This is a genomic window from Flammeovirga sp. SubArs3 (assembly GCF_947387565.1).
GTDB lineage: Bacteria > Bacteroidota > Bacteroidia > Cytophagales > Flammeovirgaceae > Flammeovirga > Flammeovirga agarivorans.
Genome location: NZ_CANDOA010000003.1, coordinates 653799 through 672108 on the forward strand (window position 1 = coordinate 653799; position 18310 = coordinate 672108).

Annotated in this window: 14 protein-coding genes; 5 read left to right on the forward strand and 9 right to left on the reverse strand. The window is 32.8% G+C overall.

Annotation, left to right across the window (positions count from 1 at the left end; all coding sequences use genetic code 11):
• Positions 1–51: 51 nt before the first annotated feature.
• Positions 52–204: a hypothetical protein gene (locus QL232_RS11770; RefSeq protein WP_168883347.1), complete on the forward strand. Its 153-nt coding sequence runs from the start codon at positions 52–54 to the stop codon at positions 202–204.
• On the opposite strand, the gene QL232_RS11775 is transcribed toward QL232_RS11770, so the two are convergent.
• Positions 201–2723 carry an FtsX-like permease family protein gene (locus QL232_RS11775; RefSeq protein WP_281614263.1) on the reverse strand — a complete coding sequence of 841 codons (2523 nt, stop codon included), beginning with the start codon at positions 2721–2723 and terminating at the stop codon, positions 201–203. The two genes, QL232_RS11770 and QL232_RS11775, sit on opposite strands and share 4 nt — an antisense overlap.
• 111 nt (positions 2724–2834) lie before the next feature.
• Here QL232_RS11775 and QL232_RS11780 point away from each other — a divergent pair, with 111 nt between their 5' ends.
• Entirely contained in the window at positions 2835–4250 is a 1416-nt protein-coding gene (locus tag QL232_RS11780; RefSeq protein WP_281614264.1) for a voltage-gated chloride channel family protein, read from the forward strand.
• A gap of 50 nt (positions 4251–4300) precedes the next feature.
• Here the strand turns inward: QL232_RS11780 and QL232_RS11785 are convergent, their stop codons facing one another.
• Together QL232_RS11785 and QL232_RS11790 are read right to left on the reverse strand one after the other, a co-directional pair.
• Positions 4301–5143, reverse strand: a complete 843-nt coding sequence (locus QL232_RS11785) for a bifunctional methionine sulfoxide reductase B/A protein (protein WP_281614265.1) — start codon at positions 5141–5143, stop codon at positions 4301–4303.
• Positions 5144–5154: 11 nt separating this feature from the next.
• Positions 5155–5817, reverse strand: coding sequence for an aspartate kinase (locus QL232_RS11790; RefSeq protein ID WP_168883351.1), 663 nt, complete (start codon positions 5815–5817; stop codon positions 5155–5157).
• Between the two features lie 165 nt (positions 5818–5982).
• Here QL232_RS11790 and dapA point away from each other — a divergent pair, with 165 nt between their 5' ends.
• Positions 5983–6906: a 4-hydroxy-tetrahydrodipicolinate synthase gene (gene dapA, locus QL232_RS11795; protein ID WP_168883352.1), complete on the forward strand. Its 924-nt coding sequence runs from the start codon at positions 5983–5985 to the stop codon at positions 6904–6906.
• Between the two features lie 79 nt (positions 6907–6985).
• On the opposite strand, the gene QL232_RS11800 is transcribed toward dapA, so the two are convergent.
• Both QL232_RS11800 and QL232_RS11805 read right to left on the reverse strand, forming a co-directional pair.
• Positions 6986–8461 carry a LysM peptidoglycan-binding domain-containing protein gene (locus QL232_RS11800; protein ID WP_281614266.1) on the reverse strand — a complete coding sequence of 492 codons (1476 nt, stop codon included), beginning with the start codon at positions 8459–8461 and terminating at the stop codon, positions 6986–6988.
• 84 nt (positions 8462–8545) lie between these two features.
• Entirely contained in the window at positions 8546–10051 is a 1506-nt protein-coding gene (locus tag QL232_RS11805) for a caspase family protein (RefSeq protein WP_281614267.1), read from the reverse strand.
• Positions 10052–10153: 102 nt separating this feature from the next.
• Here QL232_RS11805 and QL232_RS11810 point away from each other — a divergent pair, with 102 nt between their 5' ends.
• Positions 10154–11080 (forward strand): DMT family transporter, encoded by a 927-nt coding sequence (locus tag QL232_RS11810; RefSeq protein ID WP_281614268.1) that lies wholly within the window; start codon positions 10154–10156, stop codon positions 11078–11080.
• 52 nt (positions 11081–11132) lie between these two features.
• Here the strand turns inward: QL232_RS11810 and QL232_RS11815 are convergent, their stop codons facing one another.
• Together QL232_RS11815 and QL232_RS11820 are read right to left on the reverse strand one after the other, a co-directional pair.
• Positions 11133–12221, reverse strand: a complete 1089-nt coding sequence (locus QL232_RS11815; protein ID WP_281614269.1) for a LuxR C-terminal-related transcriptional regulator — start codon at positions 12219–12221, stop codon at positions 11133–11135.
• Between the two features lie 402 nt (positions 12222–12623).
• The gene (locus tag QL232_RS11820) at positions 12624–13283 is read right to left on the reverse strand and encodes a hypothetical protein (protein WP_281614270.1); all 660 of its coding nucleotides are present in this window, start codon (positions 13281–13283) and stop codon (positions 12624–12626) included.
• Between the two features lie 69 nt (positions 13284–13352).
• On the opposite strand from QL232_RS11820, the gene QL232_RS11825 reads away from it, so the two are divergent.
• Positions 13353–14240 (forward strand): hypothetical protein, encoded by an 888-nt coding sequence (locus tag QL232_RS11825; RefSeq protein WP_281614271.1) that lies wholly within the window; start codon positions 13353–13355, stop codon positions 14238–14240.
• Between the two features lie 59 nt (positions 14241–14299).
• Here the strand turns inward: QL232_RS11825 and QL232_RS11830 are convergent, their stop codons facing one another.
• Both QL232_RS11830 and QL232_RS11835 read right to left on the reverse strand, forming a co-directional pair.
• Positions 14300–16825 carry a TonB-dependent receptor gene (locus QL232_RS11830; protein ID WP_281614272.1) on the reverse strand — a complete coding sequence of 842 codons (2526 nt, stop codon included), beginning with the start codon at positions 16823–16825 and terminating at the stop codon, positions 14300–14302.
• Between the two features lie 248 nt (positions 16826–17073).
• Complete coding sequence (locus tag QL232_RS11835) at positions 17074–18282, reverse strand: NAD(P)/FAD-dependent oxidoreductase (RefSeq protein WP_281614273.1); 1209 nt, start codon at positions 18280–18282, stop codon at positions 17074–17076.
• Positions 18283–18310: the final 28 nt, after the last annotated feature.

Genomic DNA, 18310 nt, shown 5'->3' on the forward strand with positions numbered 1-18310 from the left:
TTGTGAATCGAATCGGGTGAATAACAATTTTTTATAATATTATCGTTTAAAATGAAAGCTAAACTTCTTTTTTTAATTGTTGGTTTATTCTTCTTAGTGGGTGCTCATCATTATATTACAGGCACCAATCACTCCACTAAAAAAGTACAAGAAGCTAAACTAACATCGAAGTCATTATCTGAAGTAAGCAATACAATTGATTAATTTTTTAATACTTGTAATGCTGATACTTTAGAAATAGATCGCATATAGATTACTCCAATTGCAACTGTCATTGAGATAATCAAAACGGAAACTATCATACTGTCACTCAAGGCTATAAAAAATGGCATATCAAAAACAAAATATGCTAATAACCAACTTCCAATCCAGCCTAGAAGTAATCCAGTAAACGTCGAGACTGTACCTATAGCAAAATACTCTACAAAGGAAATCCTAACTAGATGTTTTCTTTTTGCTCCAAAGGTTCTTAAAATTCCAGCCTCATTTTTTCTTTGATATTTTCCAATAGACATACTACTCCATAATACCAAAAATCCAGTAAGTATACAGATACCTCCTAACCATTGAAATACAAAGGCTACTCTATCCAATATATCATTGAGAGAAGAAAAGACAAGGCCTAAATCAATTGTTGATACATTAGGGAATTTTTCAAGAACGTCAGATTGAATTTTAGCAATTTTCTTTTTGTCCTTGACTCCTATTGCCAAAACATGAAAAGCTGGTGCATTTTCCAATACTCCAGAAGGAAATAAGACCACAAAGTTGGCTTCCATTTTGGCAAAATCTACTGCTCGAACATGGCTAACAGTTGTAGTAATAGGAAACCCTTGAACATCAAATACCAATGTATCTCCAAAGTTAATACCTGAAGATTTTAGAAAATTTTCTGAAATTGATATCGGTACTACAGTGTTAAAAGATGAGGAACCAACCCAAGTACCTTCGACAGTCTGTTCATTATCTTTTAATTCTGATCTATAAGTAACTCTGTATTCTCTATCGAATACCCACCTTTTTATTTTCTTTGTGGAATCTGCTAACGCTGTTTTCTTATCCTCATTATTTAAAGTCGTTAGAGACATAGTGACTACTGGAGCATCTTGATCTACCTTTATATTTTCTTTTTCAATTAGTTCATATAATGGCTCTACCTGTGTTTTTTGAACATCATAAAATACTAAATTGGCATCCCCTTCTTTTCCGACATTTTCCACCTTATCAATTAGAATAGCTCTGACAGATACCATACAAATAATCAAGAAAACACCTAAACCTATGGTGATGCCTAAAATATATGTTTGATTATTAGGACGAAATAATTGAGAAATCCCATATTTTAAACTAAAAGAAAAATCACTAAGATCATACGATTTTAATAATCTGATCAAAACAGTATTTATCAAGAATAAAATAAATAAGACTACCAATATTGACATTAAAAAGACTAGAGCCTTTATGTAATCCTGCATTTGCCAATACGCAAAACCGTAAACAAAAAGTCCGATAGATACTACAAGCAATACTTGTTTCCACCTTGAATTCTTTTGAATAGACAATTCAACATTTCTGAGTACATATATTGGAGAAACATTTAATACTTGAAGTAAAGGATACCAACCAAAAAGGATTGAAATAATTACACTAAGTATAATACCATAAAAACAGGCTTCTAAAGAAAAATCATTGGATACATTGACCATTAATAAGTCTGAAAAAAGAACAGGAAAATATAATTGTGCAAGAGAACCAATGATCGCCCCTAAAATTCCACCTATTAAACCTAGTAATCTGATTTGGATGGAATAAATCATAAAAGCTTCTCTAGAGGTTGCTCCTAAACACCTCAAAATAGCAACAGACTGAAGTTTCCCTTTGATGTAAATATAGATACCACTAGAGACTCCAATACAACCCAATAATAATGAGACAAAAGTGACTAGTTTCAAAAAACTATCAATGTCATTAAAGAACCTGCCAACCCTTGCGGTATTATTTTCTGCTGTGGCAATTCGAATTGCATTTTCTTCAATTAATTTATCTTCTGTTTCTACAATAGCATTGAAATCTATATCATCGCCATATTTAAAATAATATCTATAATTTACCCTACTCCCTTTTTGAACCAGTCCAGTTTGTGAAAGATATTGAAATGGGAAATAAACAATAGGTACAGTTGCTGCCATTATTGCACTTTGCCCAACTCCTTTTTTAATAATTCCTGCTACTTTAAATTTAGTTTTTCCAAATTGTAATGAGTCTCCAACCTTTGTTTGCAATTGAAGCAAAACCATACTATCTACTAAAACAATTTTCTCTCTTTTTTCCCAATCAGTCCATGCTTTCTTAGGTGAGACTTCCAACTTACCATAAAATGGAAAACCCAATTCAAGAGCCCTTAGATCAACCATTCTATTTAATTTAGTTTCAGGATTGAAAGCAATAGAGGCAAAATTGTATTGTTTAACCATTTGCTCGGATTTAGAAGCAAATGGAGACAATAGTGAATCCTCTAAAATATGATTAGCTCTAAGCTCAAGGTCTGCTCCTAATAATTCCTTGGTCTGACTTTCTAGGTCTTTATTTACATTCTCAGAAAAAGTCATCATGGCGACTAAACTTCCAATGCCTGCCACAATAGAAAAAATAAAAGGACCTATTTTATGTATACTTTGCCTTAAATCTCTAAGAGAATTATTGATTACAAACGTTAATCTCATTTTTTTCTTTATTGAAGATATATACTAGTCTATTTTATAAAAAAATTACGCATAAAAGAGTAACTTAATATAATATTGTATTATCACATGATCTAAAATTAATTAACATTTATGGCTTTTTTGGGGTATACTCATGAGCAATTACCTAAATGGGTGAAAAAAGTAGAACAATTCCCTGTTGTTCTCTATATATTGAAATGGGTACTCATTGGTACTCTTGTGGGTGGATTGACCGGTATTGGATCAGCATTATTTTTATGGGGATTACATTGGGCTACTGAATGGAGAGGTGGTCATCAATGGATTATTTTTGCACTACCTGCTGGTGGTTTTCTTATCGGGGCATGTTATCATTACCTTGGACAATCGGTGGTTAAAGGTAATAACCAATTGTTAGATGAAATTACAAAACCCAACCGAATTATACCTTTAAAAATGGCTCCTTTAGTAACTGTTGCCACTATTGCCACTCACCTTTTCGGTGGGTCAGCAGGTCGAGAGGGTACGGCAGTTCAAATGGGTGGAGCTATAGCAGATCAGTTTACAAAAATCTTCAAACTCGATAAGTACGATAGAAAAATACTGATTATTACAGGTATTGCAGCAGGTTTTTCATCTGTTTTTGGAACACCTCTAGCAGGAGCAATCTTTGGTTTAGAAGTATATATTATTGGACGCATGCGTTACGAAGCTATTTTCCCTAGTTTCTTTACTGCGATTGTAGCCAATTATGCAACACATCATGTAGGTCATTATTTTGGCATTTCACATACTGAATACTTGATTCCAACAGAGGTGATCCCTGAAATGACTTTAGAAAATCTATTATTATGCGTACTTGCTGGTGTCGCTTTTGGCCTTACAGGTATGTTATTTTCAAAAGCCAATCATTTTTGGGGTAATCTATTTAAATCTAAGGTTTCATACCCTCCTTTAAGACCTGTCATTGGTGGGTTGGTATTAGCCATTTTCATTGTTATTCTTAACTTTAATCATGGTTTTGATTATGCTAATTATGATTTAAAATATTTCGGTTTAGGTGTTCCTGTAATCGTAGATTCATTTACAACACAAATGGATTGGTATGACTTCTTAATGAAAACACTAACCACATCTTTTACTTTAGGAGCTGGTTTTAAAGGTGGTGAAGTAACACCATTATTTTATATAGGTTCAACATTAGGTAGTTTCTTATCCACTCATATTTCTTTACCAGTTGCCTTGTTAGCAGGTATGGGATTTGTAGGTGTTTTTAGTGGTGCTACAAATACTCCAATGGCTTGCACCATGATGGGAATTGAATTATTTGGTGCACCATCTGCTGTTTTTATTGCAGTGGCATGTATTACTGCATATATGTTCTCTGGTCATACAAGTATTTACAATTCACAAATTGTTGGTAGTCCTAAACATGTTGGACAAGACAACGAGAAAGGGTCTACTTTATCAGAAATTGATGTAATTAGAGCTGCAGAGAAAAAACATATTGAACAACACGACAAAGACAAAAAAGGCAATGATGAATAATCATTAAAAACATAAAAAAGACTACGAATTAAATTTCGTAGCCTTTTTCATTAAAACCTTTTCGTATATATATGACAGTAGGGTTTCCCTGCCGTCTTTTCATAATAATCTTGGTGGTAATCTTCTGCTTTGTAGAAGATAGTCGCCTCTGTTAGCTTAGTTACAACTTTAAGGCCTGTTGCTTTCAATTGTGCAATTAAGATTTGTGCTGCTTTCTTTTGCTCTTCATCAATATAGAAGATCTCTGATCGGTATTGAGTTCCAATATCAGGACCTTGTTTATTCAACTGTGAAGGATCATGAGTTTCGAAAAATAATTTTGCCAGATAATCATAACTGATTCTATCCGCATCATATTCAATTCTAACAGCCTCCGCATGACCTGTTTTACCTGTACACACCTCTTCGTATGTTGGGTCTTCTACATGGCCTCCAATATATCCTACTTCACAAGAAATGACTCCCTTTGTTCTTAAAAAATAGTACTCTGTTCCCCAAAAACATCCCGAAGCAAAAATGGCAATCTTTTTATTTTTGACAGATTCTAATTCAAAATCAAGAGATATAGAATTCACACAATGTCTGATGTTTTTCGGAGTAAAGTTTTCCCCTTCAAAAATATGACCTAGATGTGCATCACAATTTGAACAAAGAATTTCTGTTCTTACGCCATCTTGATCTTCCACTTTTTTGATAGCTCCTTCAATCTCATCATCAAATGCAGGCCACCCACAGTTTGCATCAAATTTATCATCTGATTTATATAGTGGCGAATTGCATCTTTTGCAAGTATATGTTCCTTTTTCAGTATGGTAATAATACTTACCGGTATAAGGGCGTTCTGTTCCTTTATTTTCAATCACCCATCTCTCAAAAGGAGTTAATTCTTTCATAGTAGAAATTATTAGTCGTTAACTAGGTTATGGAGTAGTCCAAATGTACGATTCACATCATTCTTATCTAAAATTAGCGTGAATTCGTTGGTTGTTGAAATTACCTCAACAATATTTATTCCTTCCCAAGCAATTTTCTTTAATAAGTAATAGTAAATACCAGGAACTGAAGTATTGTCTTGTGGTAACCTCATTGTAAGAGATGCCAAATTTTCTTTTTTACTGATAATTTCTTCACCCGTAAAAATTTGATTAAGCTGATCTAACATCTTCTTACTTGTTACAAGGTTGGTTTCATAGACACCTTTTGATGATGCCTGAAAAACATCTTTCTCTCCTTGTATAACTTTTAAAAGTTCCTGTTGTTTTCCTAATAAGGTAGGAGAATTTTTAAAAGTATAATCAATTAGGTCAGATCTTACGATTATCTCCCCCATCTTCTTTAGATAATCCAACACTTCATGCTCAATATCTAATTTTGATAGTTTTGGACGGAGTCTTTGGATAGCCATCACAACTCCGCCAATTTGCACATCCTTCATAAGCTTTTCTTCCACTTCAGGCATAATTTGGCGTGCAAGACCAGTGTAGTTAACGATTCCGTCAACTATTGCCTCTTCTAAAAAAGGTGATTTACGAACTATTTCCTCTACTGCTTCAGCGATTGTAATCATAAAAATTGGATGTTAATTTTGTTTCAAGTTATAAATATAACAACTTGTTACGAAAAGGTTTTCTTTTTATTGTATTTTTGTGCTATTAACAGCAACTAGTTATTTTTACTATCGTATTAATTAATTAAGACACATACACAAAGAAAACATATATCACTTTTAGTCATGGAATCATTTATTGGACAAGGCATCGCTTTAGTAACACCATTCACAGAAAATGGCAAGGTTGATTTTCCAGCTTTAAAAAGGTTATTGGAACATACGAAGGATGTGGATTATTGGGTGGTCAGTGGTACAACTGCTGAAAGTGCGACGTTAACCAAAGATGAAAAAAGAGAGATTCTTGACTTTGTGAAAGCGAATAATCCTACTAACAAGCCAATTATGTTTGGTATTGGTAGTAACAATACAGCAGATGTGATCGAGAAATTAGAAACATTAGATTTAAGTGGTGTTTCTGCAATATTATCTGTCTGTCCTTATTATGTAAAACCTTCACAACAAGGAATCATTGCACATTATACTGCAATTGCAGATGCATCTCCTCTACCTATCTTATTATATAATGTTCCTGGTAGAACTGGTGTAAACATGACTGTTGATACAATTGTTGAGTTGTCTAAGCATAAAAATATTTTTGGAGTAAAAGATGCTGGCGGAGATCTAACTCAAGCTATGCGCGTAATTTCTGCTACTCCAGATGATTTCTTATATATCTCTGGTGATGACGCTTTAACAGTTCCTATTATTTCTGTAGGTGGTTCGGGTGTAATTACAGTATTAGGAAATGTTCTTCCCCAAGAATTTGGAAGTACAGTTCATAATGCATTATCTGGTAATACAAAACAAGCAACAATTCAGATGTCTGAATTACTTGATTATACAGATGCATTATTCGAAGAAGGTAATCCTGTAGGTGTTAAGACAGGTCTTGAAATAGCAGGAATCTGTAAAAAACATGTTCGTCTTCCATTAGTAGAAGGTTCAGAACTTCTTCAATCAAAAATGTCTGTTATGTATGAGCAAATTAAGATTTCAAGTAGAAAATCTATGTTTGTCTCTAACTTTGACGCAAGACATGCTATCTAAATAAGAAAATAATTTAGTTACGATATAAAAAATCCCATCCACTTTATTGTGAATGGGATTTTTTGGTTTTAGACATATTCTATTGTCTAATATAAACTCTCAGTGTTTGTCCTGGTTGTAAAACATCAGAAGACAATTCACTTAACTTCTTAATATCTTCTGTTTGGATATCGTATTTATTAGCAATTGTACCTATACTTTCTCCCGGTAGAATTTTATGATTAAAGAAATAAGAAGGTATTCTTAACTTCACTTCCTCACCATCTTTAAAAGTATAATCTATTGGAATTGACTTCCCTTTTTGATCAATTACATTCTTTTCTGGAATCTTATATCTGTTGGCTATAGCTACAACTGATTCTGTTGATTTAGGAATATATTTAATAGTGAAGTTTCCTTTTTCATTATCCTTCATATCAGAAATTTGTCCCATGATATACCCTTTCAACTGATCTAGTCTTTTGGTTTGCCCAGGTGTAAAAGTATTTACTTCCTGTCCTTGATCGATCAGCTTAATTGCATCATTTAATTTTTTCTGAGCCACTCCAAAATTCTGAAGATCTCTCATATTCTTAAGCACATCAGACTCAATACTTTCAAAGATAGCATCACTTGGATTTACAGTGACCTCATCCTTATTTTCGTTGGTTACATCATCAGTCGCTATTGGCTCCTGACTTGAATTATCACCTCCGATAGCTAGTATCACAAAAGAGCTAAAAATTGCCCCAAGGATAAATGAAAAGCTACCGATAATGGAATATCTAATTTTGTTCTTTTTTGATAATCCTCTCTTTCTATTAACCGGTCCACCCGATTTTCTCTTTAATCTTGATGTATCGGTTGGATTGATCTTTTCTGATGCAGATTCTTCAGGTTGTGATTCTTTTTTTGCTGCAGTTACTTTTAAATCATCCAATTCTTGTTGAATCATTTCAGCTCTTTTTCCTGCATTTGTGACTCCAACTTCAGCTGCTCGAGTAAAAAATTGTAGGGCCTGTTCCTTATTTTGGAATGTACCCATGCCTTTTTCACACATATCACCGAGTAAATACAACATATCGCCATCTAACAGAATATCATCAGCATAGTCGTAAGCGATCGCTTTAAAGGTCTCATCATATAAACCTTGCTTGTAAAGGTTCTTAATGTCTAAGAGTTTTTGTGTACGATCCAACTCGGGTAACCTAAGTTCATGAAGAAGTTGAATTTCTAAAGCTCTTAGATTATTCTCGTCAATTTCTTCAATAATTTTATGAACGACATCGATGACATTACTAGTGTAATTCTCCAACATTCGAATTGTATATTGAACAGAACCGAAAACGAAAGTATCAGGATTATCAGGTACTTTATCTTCATCAAAAGATAAGGTAGCCCCCACCTCATAACTATCTACGGGTTCTTCTTTTATAATTCTTGGAGAAAGATCAGAAATAATGATTACTTCATCTTCGTTGTTCAGTTTTCCAAAATACACTTTACAACGATCACCAATCACAATAGGAGTTTCTTTGTTAAATTGATATTTTTCTTGAAGTTCTTGTATCGTCATCTTAAGAAATCGATCTATTTTAGTAAGAGTAATTAACTATTCTAAGTTAGAAATTAATCAAGAATTATAAAATAATAATATGCTCTATTCTATTTGTCCAATAGATATTAAAACCTCATTTGCAATTCTCAACCCATTATTTGATGCTTTTTTCAACCAATCGATATAATCGTCAGTTTCCAAGCCTAAAGCAAAAAGGTCATTTTTTCTAGTATATTTTAATTTTGCTAATTCGAATTGACAAAGAGCATCATCATTACCAGCCCCTTCTTTATAGAATTGATATGCTCTTTTTAGTTGCCTGTGTTTTAAACAATACTTACCTGCATAATAAAAACTCAAAGGATCTTCAGAGGCCATAGATGACTTGAACCATTTCTTTACGTCTTCATCTGAGGAATGTCTATAGATATTTTCGGATTGAAGTATTGCCAACATTCCTTCATGAATATTATCCCCATTTTGAATTTCAGTTTTAAATAGGTCTACAGCTTGTTTTGCATATAATTCAATCTGATTATCACTCAAATGATTCACTTGATATTTTTTCTCTATCAACGCAATCCAAAAAGAAGCTTCAGGATGTCCTAACTGACTGGATTCTTGTAGTAAAGATAAAATATGTTGTAGCTTCTTCTGTGGTGCTATACCTGTACTCCACTGGTTCTCTGTTAGGTTCATCAAAACACTTTGATATTCATCTTTAGCTAATGCCAATAGTTCTTCTGAAGAAGCTTTTTTTGACTCTGATTTAAAGACGAACTCTGAAACAGATAAATTATCTCCGAAGTAACCTAAAGTTGGTTTTGAAGATAGTGTTGCAAGTTCATTTTTAATATCTGATGCTGTAACAATACTGTCCTCTTGGTGATTCTCTAATGTGTGAATCAACATTTTTGCAAATGGTGAATGTTCTCCTGGTCTACCATCTGCTACAGGGGTTAATCTTCCAGAACTTAAAACACATCTATTTTTATGTTTTAGTTGGTCTTCTAAGAATTTTGATGCTGAAACATGATGAGTGCTATAACCACTACTCACCTTTCTTAACAGCTGGTTATTAAATGCACCTCCATAACAAACATCTGCAATAATAAGTACTTGCTGAGCGGGTAACTTTTCAGACATCTTACTTACCGTATGAAACGGTAAATGCGTAAGTCTGTTCATATCTGTTTTTTTGCTATGTCTTAAAATCAAATAAGCTTGATTAAAATACACAGAATCATAATCGCCATGTCCTGCAACATATAGCAAGAAACGATCATCTTTCTTTAATTTATTATGATAAGCCCTTAATGTACTTAAAACCTGATTGGAAGATGGATTTTCTAAGTATGTCACTTTAAATCCATATCCTTTATCTAGAACTTCTCCAACACCTTTTGCATCTTTTATTGGGTTGTATAGATTCGGGTAATCATTATAGATATCTGTTCCGATAACGAGAGCATAAGTATTTGATTCTACTTTCGCTTCTCTACCTTCTGTTTTGTTATTTATCACCATACCTCGGTATTGTGATTGTTGAGCAAGAATATTATTAGATACTAGCAAAAACAAAAGAACATTAATAATAATTGTTCTCATGGAATAGTCTTTTTATGAAATAATAGTAAATAGTAAGTATGTTTGCGAAAACCGTGCAATAAATTACAATTATCCATTTCGTTACTTCCATTAACAAATAATATGAACTCAACTAATAAAGGCAAATATTACTTCTTTCTCATCTTCACTACGTTTGTATGGGGAATTAACTTCCATATTAGTCAGGTGGCCTTAAAATACACCTCTCCTATGGTCACAGGTACTTATAGATACTTCTTAGGCGCTATCTGTTTGATTGGTTTCGCTTTTATCAAAAAACCATCAAAAGAGGATGTCTCAAGAGCAATCAGCAACTGGAAATCGATTATATTTTTGGGTGTAATTGGGGCATTTCTATACAATGTTCTTTTTCTTGAAGGAATTAAATCTACTTCTGCATTTAATGGCGTGTTGATTATAGGACTCACTCCTTTAAACACCGCTTTGATATCAATACCAATGTTGGGAACGAGGTTAAAGAGGAAGGAAATGATTAGTATACTATTTGGTTTTATAGGTATCCTTCTGGTTATATCAAAAGGTGATATCAATACTATAAGATCTTTCTCATTCTCAAAAGGAGATTTATACATCCTTGCTGCTAATATAAGTTTCTCATTTGCTAATGTTTATATCAAGAAATACTTAAATAACATCTCTCCATTGTGGTTAACGAATTTAGTCACAATTGTTGCCTGTATTTGCTTCATGATATATACACTTTCTTTCGAGACTATATCATTCCCAACTTCTCAAGAGTATTTGTGGAGTATTCTTTTTATGGGAGTATTATCTACAGCAATAGCAGGAGCATTTTGGATTATTTCTATCAAAGAAATGGGTGCAGAGACCAGTACTTTATTTATGAATTTAGTCCCTGTTTTTGGAACTAGTGCTTCATTTATTTTAGGAGAAGAAATAGTTGGTGCTCAGATATTTGGTGGCTTATTTGTTATCACAGGATTATTAATTAATAGTATTAAGATAAAACGAAAAAAAAGTACTGCACAATCTGTGAGTACTTTTTGACAATAATTATATAAGGCATCACATCCTCAACTTGATGCCCACTTCTACTTAATTATACCTGCTCAATCTGAAATAAGACATTATTGATTTGTCTATTATTTTCTAAATTCATTTTCTTTCTTAATCTCGACTTCGCTACATTAATAGCATTTTCAGTCGTATTTCTGATCTCTCCTATTTCTTTAGAAGTAAGACCAAGTTTCATGTAAGCACATAGTTCTCTTTCATTATTAGTAAGACTTGGAAACTTCTTTAAAAGTCCACTGTAGAAAGACGCACTTACATCTGAGATATTTTCTTGTAAAAGTGTCAGTTTATTATCTGTATCTAACTGTGCTTTTATATCTATTATGACTTTGTTTAATTCTTTTTTCTGATCAGAATTTTGTTTGATTTCCTGAAGAGATTGTAAGATTTTTCTCTTGTTCTTCATTTGAAGTAGAACATTGGCATTTACCTGTTCAAAATCTTTATGAAGCTGACTTAGTTTAGACTTCAACATTTCATTTTCTACAACTAAATCATCATTTGAGAAATTGTCACTATCATTTCCCGAGTGTCCTTGTGTATTAAAAGATACGTTAGATTTCACTTTAATTCTTTTTTCAAATTGTCTTATTGAAGAGAAAATGCTAAATGCGATAATGATAAAAATCGATAATTGAATAAATAACACCTCCCATGATTGAAGTACAACTTGTTGAGATGGATAATATAAACGAACGATTACTAAACCTATACTTGCGATAGTAATTACTGGATAAAACCATTTTGAGATATCTTCTTTCCTTTGTACTATAAGGTGAACAATTGTTGTCAATATCAACAAGCTTTCAATGTTAGAAGACGGCAAAAAAACACTTATCACAGAAGTGATTACTAGCAATACAGATATGTTTAAAAAATTAGAGTACTCAAATTTCCTTTTCTTTATAAAGTACAAGTTTACATGCATAGATAGCATTAAAAAAACAGGCAAAGCCATTAAGTAATCGACCTTAGTAAAATAAAAAAATACGAAACTTAGCCCTACCAACATCTGTAAAATTTGATGGTTATGTCTACTTAGGTTCTCTTTAGAAGAGTAGTCTTTTTGAAGAATATTAGAAGTAGAATCAGTTAATTTCAATGATTGTAACATAGTAATAGAATGAGTGTATTAATTGTAAGAATTGTTCGACGACCTTACAAAGGTGGCTGAAAACGCACTTTTCTACTTACAACTATGTTTCAAATCATTACATTATTGTGTTTTTTCGTCATTTTAGTAGAAATACTAGTCACAAAAAAATGGCTACCCTATAAGGACAGCCATTTTCTTTCATTACTACTCGTATATTATAATCTCGATCAACTATTATCCCTAATAGTTAAAAAATTCTTCTATTCTTTCTATAGTGATAATTCACAATACAAAGAATAACTTTTTAATCATGTAAAATATTCTTCTTAATCCAAAGGTCATTAATTCTTATGTTATCAAAAAGAAACATGGTATTACAAAATATGACTAGTAATGTATTGTAATTGAATTTTGAACCAATTATCTAATATCTAGTAATGCATCGATTTCTCCTTCCTCCACACTTCCCGATTTTAGTAGTTCTTTTCTTAAATCATCTTTAACAATGCGCTCTGCTTCCGATACAGGGTATTTTAAAGACATTGTGATATATGTTAGGTTTCCTTCTTTTCTTTTGATTAAAACAACAGGTGTTGTTCTCCCTAATCTAGAAGATACGTTATTTTGGTAAGTACCAATTACCTCTGTTGCTGAGGTTGCATCTTCAATACCTTCAGCATTTGATAATTTTGTTTGAACTCGTCCTATCACCTCTGATCCTACTTGAGTAGCGATTTCATTTAAGCACAATTGATAAGCTGTTTGTTTAGCTGCAGCAAAAGACTCTGCTTTAGATTCTTGAAGAGAAACAAAAAATTTAGGATTACCCATATCATCAGTAGCTAGTTTAGCGAAGTAAGAGTTCTCTAGTTGTAAATCCATTGGTAAATCTCCAGGTATTTCTGAGTACCCCTCTTTTCTTAATAGCTTAGCCTGTCTTTTTGCTTCTTTAATTGCCTTTCCTTTTAATTCTTTTAAAGTTGCTTTCTTTTCCTTTTTAGTTTGGGCCAAAGTTGACAACTGTAGTGAAACAGTCAATAAAAAGCAGAACAAAAAAAATAATCTTGTTTTGTTGTTCATGTAAAAGTTATTTTCTTGATATATACACTAAATTAGTAAAACAATTAAATAAATAAACATTTCAATACAGTGAAATTATCACCATTCAACATCAAAGCTATATTAAGTTTATCATTATTGATAATACTATTCTCCAACCCCATTTTTGGTCAGAAAATTAAAAAAGTAAAAGCTAAAATAACTGAACCTTTAACCAATAATATCACAGTGGCGGAATTCAAACAGAATTTGCTATTGAAGGCTCAAATACAAGCTTTAGCTGATGAATTCGGTACCAATATAGCAAGTGGGTCCGATCTAAAAATTGATAATAGCGGAACAGATATGATTACTTTAAACTCTTCCCTTGTAAAAGGTGAATGGGTTAAAACAGTACAAGTAAATTACACTTGGTTCCTACAAGAACAAACACCTTATTTAAGTTGTGAAGTAGAAGGTAAAGGAAGAGCAATTACTACTCAGAAAGTACCAATTGAGGTTGAACTTTTATCTTGTAATCAGCCAAGTAATTGTGAAACAAAACAATTTAAAGAAAACCAAAGCTTATATACTACCGTAAATTCTGCAAAAGAAGGTTATATAAATATATATATGAGAGAAGAAGATCAGGTTTATCGATTATTTCCCTACTCTAATACTTCAAGTAATGAAGAATTGATCACTAAAATACAATCGGACAAGAAGTACCTTTTCTTTGACAGTAAAAAAGCTTCTGAATTTAATGGCTTGACAAGCAGAGATGTTGATGAACTAAGGTTATCCACCATGGGAAAAGATCGATTATTTAATCGTTTATATATCATTTACAGTAAGACTCCAATACAAAAACCAGTATTGACTACCCAAAATGGAATCAAAACAATTTCCCCAGAGAAATTCCAAGAGTGGATAACTGAATCAAAGACGGCGAATACTACCTTCCAAGATCAAATTATTTACTTCTCAATTGAACAATAGCTTCAAAAAGAAAACCCATAGAATATCCATGGGTTTTCAACTATTTGATGTAGGTTAATTTAAAATTTGAATCCTAGCTTAGTGTAAAAGTATGCACCGTTAAATCCCATTTGAACGGCATCGTAATATCCTCCAGACTCAGTAGATAATGGATCTTGTTTTGATGGATAAACATTAAATATGTTATTCCCTCCTAAAGTCCAGTTTAACTTTTGTGACAAAGCATATGTTACAGCCACATCTGTTGTAACCCTTGGAGCATAATGATCTATATTTCCATCCCAATCCATTAATTCAACTTCTGAATATCTATTCAGTCTGATCATTGATGAGAATTTTTTGTAATTATGATTTACCGAAAAGTTGAATTTACTTTTAGGAGCTGAAGCTAAAAGGAACATTTGCTCTCTTTCACCAAAGTAGATATCTTCTTTACCCTCCAACTTTTCATTGGTATTAATTTCCCCTAACTCCATATGGTTAAAGTTACCTGCTAATGATGTTGTAATAGTATGTAAATCCCAATTATGAGTATACGCCACTACTACATCTACACCATAAGTTTGCGTGTTAAGTGCATTTGTAAAGAACTGAGCAGCCCCTACATTCATTGCTTCCAATTCATCGCCAATATCAGGGTCATCAGAAGTGAATGCACCAGTAAGTACAATCCTATCATCAATTTTCACATAGTATCCATCCACCGTAATTGACAAACCATCTAATGGATTTGCAGTAAAACCAAAACTTGCATTCAACGCTTTTTCTTGTTTCAATTCAGGAATTCCTAATGCTTGTGCCAATTCACTATCGTTGGGAGCAATTACCTTATCAATAGTTACCCCACCTTCTACGTCTGTAAATGTTGAACTGTAATATTTTTGAGCTAATGATGGAGCTCTAAATCCTGTACTAAACGATCCCCTAAAAGCTAAAGCTTTAGACACTTCATATCTTGTCGCAATTTTACCATTAAAAGTGCTTCCAAAATCAGAGTAGTTTTCGTAACGGCCTGCTACTGCTACCATCCACTTTTCAGTAATATCAGTCTCAAGATCTAAGTACAGAGCCACATTTGTTCTATGTGCATTAACCACATTTTCAGGTCTAAAACCTGGAAAACCTTGTGAACCGCCAGGAATTGAACCATCTTCTGAATAATTAGTATAAGACGCTTCTTCACCAGCACCAATTCCATAAGTATCGATTCTAAATTCTGAACCGAAAGCAACGTTTAATCCATTTAAGAAACCATCGTAAAATTTAGATACATCTACTCCGGTTACATTTTGAGATAAATAATGCTTACCTGCGTAAAAACTTGTTGGTGAATTAATTCCCATCGAAGCATTCAAAGTATTATTTACATTATACTTAAATTCATTATGTCCGAATGTATTGTTTAGATCAATTTTCCAATCATTCCATTTTGTTTTCACACCTGTACTAATCGAAAAGTCAGTGATATCAGAGATGATATTTGGATCAAATCCATTTGGATAAATTTCTGGAACATTTCTATCGTCATCTGATTCTCTAGTCCAAGCATATGATTCTCCATGTCTGTAATTATATCCACCAAAAGCATAAACTTCAGTGTTTTCAGAAACAGGAAGGGCTGCATTTACAAATGCTCCATAACCTTCAGCTAATGCATCACCAATATAATTTCTAAAAGTCTCTTGACCTTCTGGTACTCTATTCGTTCTTCCTCTATATTGATATTGGCCTGTCACATTTACGAAACCTCCGTTATCTCCTAATTTTGTACCATAATTGACATCAACATTTCCGGTCGCTCCATCTCCTTCAGAAGTTACACCCGTACCAACGTTGACATTTACACCATCTGTATTTTTCTTCAATACGATATTAATTACACCAGCAATGGCATCTGAACCATATTGAGCAGAGGCTCCATCTCTAAGAATTTCGATTCTTTCGATAGATGACATAGGGATTGCGTTCAAATCTGTTCCTGTATTTCCTCTTCCTCTTGTACCATAAAGGTTAATGAGTGAAGATTGGTGTCTTCTCTTTCCATTAATCAAAACCAATGTTTGATCTGGACCTAAACCTCTTAATGTCGCTGGATCGACATGGTCTGCACCATCTGCACCTGATTGTCTATTTGCATTAAAAGATGGGGCAACATATTGCAGTAGTTGATTCATATCTAATTGGCCAGTAGCTGCTGTTACCTCTTCAAGGTTAATAACATCAATGGCAACTGGAGTTTCAGTAACAGTTCTATTTTGTGACCTTGAACCAACAATTTCTACTGCCTCTAATTCTGTAGCATCTTCTTCTAAGTTTATCTTAATTAGACTTGTAGTAGCAGATATTTCTTGTGTTTTATAACCAACAAATCGAATCACTAAAGTTGAAGTACTTTCTACTTCAAATTGAAAGTTACCATCGAAATTTGTTGTCGTACCATGTGCTTGATTTCCTTTTTCATAAATCACAACACCTGGCAATGGTTCTCCAGATTGGTCAGAGACATTACCATTTACAGTAATATTCTGAGCATATAAGGAGGATTGAATGAATAAAATGGTTAATAAAGTTATAAGATGTTTCATCAATAAAAATTGTACTATTAATATGTAGCTTAGTTTGTTAGTTTAAAGGTGTAGTAATAGTTCTTAGGGTTCCAAGTCTTTTCAAAAAGAGTTACAAAGATTAAATATCATTCACAAAAACATGGAATACAGGAGTATTAATTAAAAAAATAGTGTTCATAATTTAACACCTAAATATTGATGTTAAATTATGAACACTCCTCTTTTATTTACATATAACGTTAAAATATAGTTATAATTGTATTATTCTAAGATTTCATTGAATTTCCAGATATAAATCCTGTCGTCCATGCAGCCTGAAAGTTAAAACCACCAGTAATACCATCAATATCCATTACTTCTCCTGCAAAGTGCAAGTGACTACATTTTTTACTTTCCATTGTTTTTACATCAATATCACTTAGACTAACTCCTCCACATGTAACAAATTCTTCTTTAAATTTTGTTGTGCCATGGACTGAATAGTTATCAGACAATAATACTTCAACAAGCTTATTCAGCTCTTTTTTACTTAGATCAAGCCAAAGTTTAGTTTCAGGTATCTCAATACGTTCTAGAAGATAATCCCAAAGTCGTTGAGGAAGCTCAAATGGATTTTTATTCTTAATCTGTTTCTTTTTGAGCTCTATTTTCTTTTCCTGTACAAATTCTCTTAATTCTTGATCTGACATTTTGTTATACCAAGAAACCAAAATATCAAATTGATAATTTCGATCTGACAACAATCTTGCCCCCCAAGCAGAGGTTCTCAATATTGCAGGACCACTAAGTCCCCAATGGGTAATTAATAACGGACCTTCTTCTTGAAGTTTCTTTTCTCCTACTACCCTTACTTTAGCATTGTCTACAGATAAACCCATTAATTTTGATAATGGTTTATGGTTGATCTTAAAGGTAAATAAGGACGGTACAGGTGATTCAATTTTATGCCCTAACTTTTCTAACCACGAAAAACTCTCTTTTTTAGGTTGACCTCCTATAGTCACAATTACTTTATCAAAGACAATTACTTCGTTATTTATAATTAATTCGATACTGTTTTCTTGAGGAATAATTTTACTCACCTCTGAGTTGTAATGTACTTTCACCTTATTAATGTTCGCCTGTTCCATCAGGCAATCAATAATTGTTTGTGACTCGTTAGTTACTGGAAACATTCTCCCATCAGCCTCTGCTTTTATTTCAACTCCTCTTTCTTTGAACCATTCCAATGTATGAGTAGCATTAAATTTACCAAATGCTTTTTTCAAGAAACGTTCCCCTCTAGGATAGTTCTTAGATAATTGCACTGGATTAAATGTCTCATTTGTAACGTTACAACGTCCTCCTCCAGATATTTTCACTTTACCTAAAACTTTAGAAGTCTTCTCAAAAAGATGTACTTCATTTCCTTGTTCAGCTGCAGAAATACTTGCAAAAAAGCCTGCTGCACCTCCTCCAATAACTGCAATTTTCATTTTTATCGATAATAAAAACGAGACTTCT

Bases quoted from the DNA above. Each gene is read 5' to 3' on its own strand.
- QL232_RS11805 (WP_281614267.1), bottom strand. From the start codon at position 10,051: ATGAGAACAATTATTATTAATGTTCTTTTGTTTTTGCTAGTATCTAAT.
- QL232_RS11770 (WP_168883347.1), top strand. From the start codon at position 52: ATGAAAGCTAAACTTCTTTTTTTAATTGTTGGTTTATTCTTCTTAGTG.
- QL232_RS11800 (WP_281614266.1), bottom strand. From the start codon at position 8,461: ATGACGATACAAGAACTTCAAGAAAAATATCAATTTAACAAAGAAACT.
- QL232_RS11780 (WP_281614264.1), top strand. From the start codon at position 2,835: ATGGCTTTTTTGGGGTATACTCATGAGCAATTACCTAAATGGGTGAAA.
- QL232_RS11835 (WP_281614273.1), bottom strand. From the start codon at position 18,282: ATGAAAATTGCAGTTATTGGAGGAGGTGCAGCAGGCTTTTTTGCAAGT.
- QL232_RS11820 (WP_281614270.1), bottom strand. From the start codon at position 13,283: ATGAACAACAAAACAAGATTATTTTTTTTGTTCTGCTTTTTATTGACT.
- QL232_RS11815 (WP_281614269.1), bottom strand. From the start codon at position 12,221: ATGTTACAATCATTGAAATTAACTGATTCTACTTCTAATATTCTTCAA.
- QL232_RS11785 (WP_281614265.1), bottom strand. From the start codon at position 5,143: ATGAAAGAATTAACTCCTTTTGAGAGATGGGTGATTGAAAATAAAGGA.
- QL232_RS11810 (WP_281614268.1), top strand. From the start codon at position 10,154: ATGAACTCAACTAATAAAGGCAAATATTACTTCTTTCTCATCTTCACT.
- QL232_RS11775 (WP_281614263.1), bottom strand. From the start codon at position 2,723: ATGAGATTAACGTTTGTAATCAATAATTCTCTTAGAGATTTAAGGCAA.
- dapA (WP_168883352.1), top strand. From the start codon at position 5,983: ATGGAATCATTTATTGGACAAGGCATCGCTTTAGTAACACCATTCACA.
- QL232_RS11830 (WP_281614272.1), bottom strand. From the start codon at position 16,825: ATGAAACATCTTATAACTTTATTAACCATTTTATTCATTCAATCCTCC.
- QL232_RS11790 (WP_168883351.1), bottom strand. From the start codon at position 5,817: ATGATTACAATCGCTGAAGCAGTAGAGGAAATAGTTCGTAAATCACCT.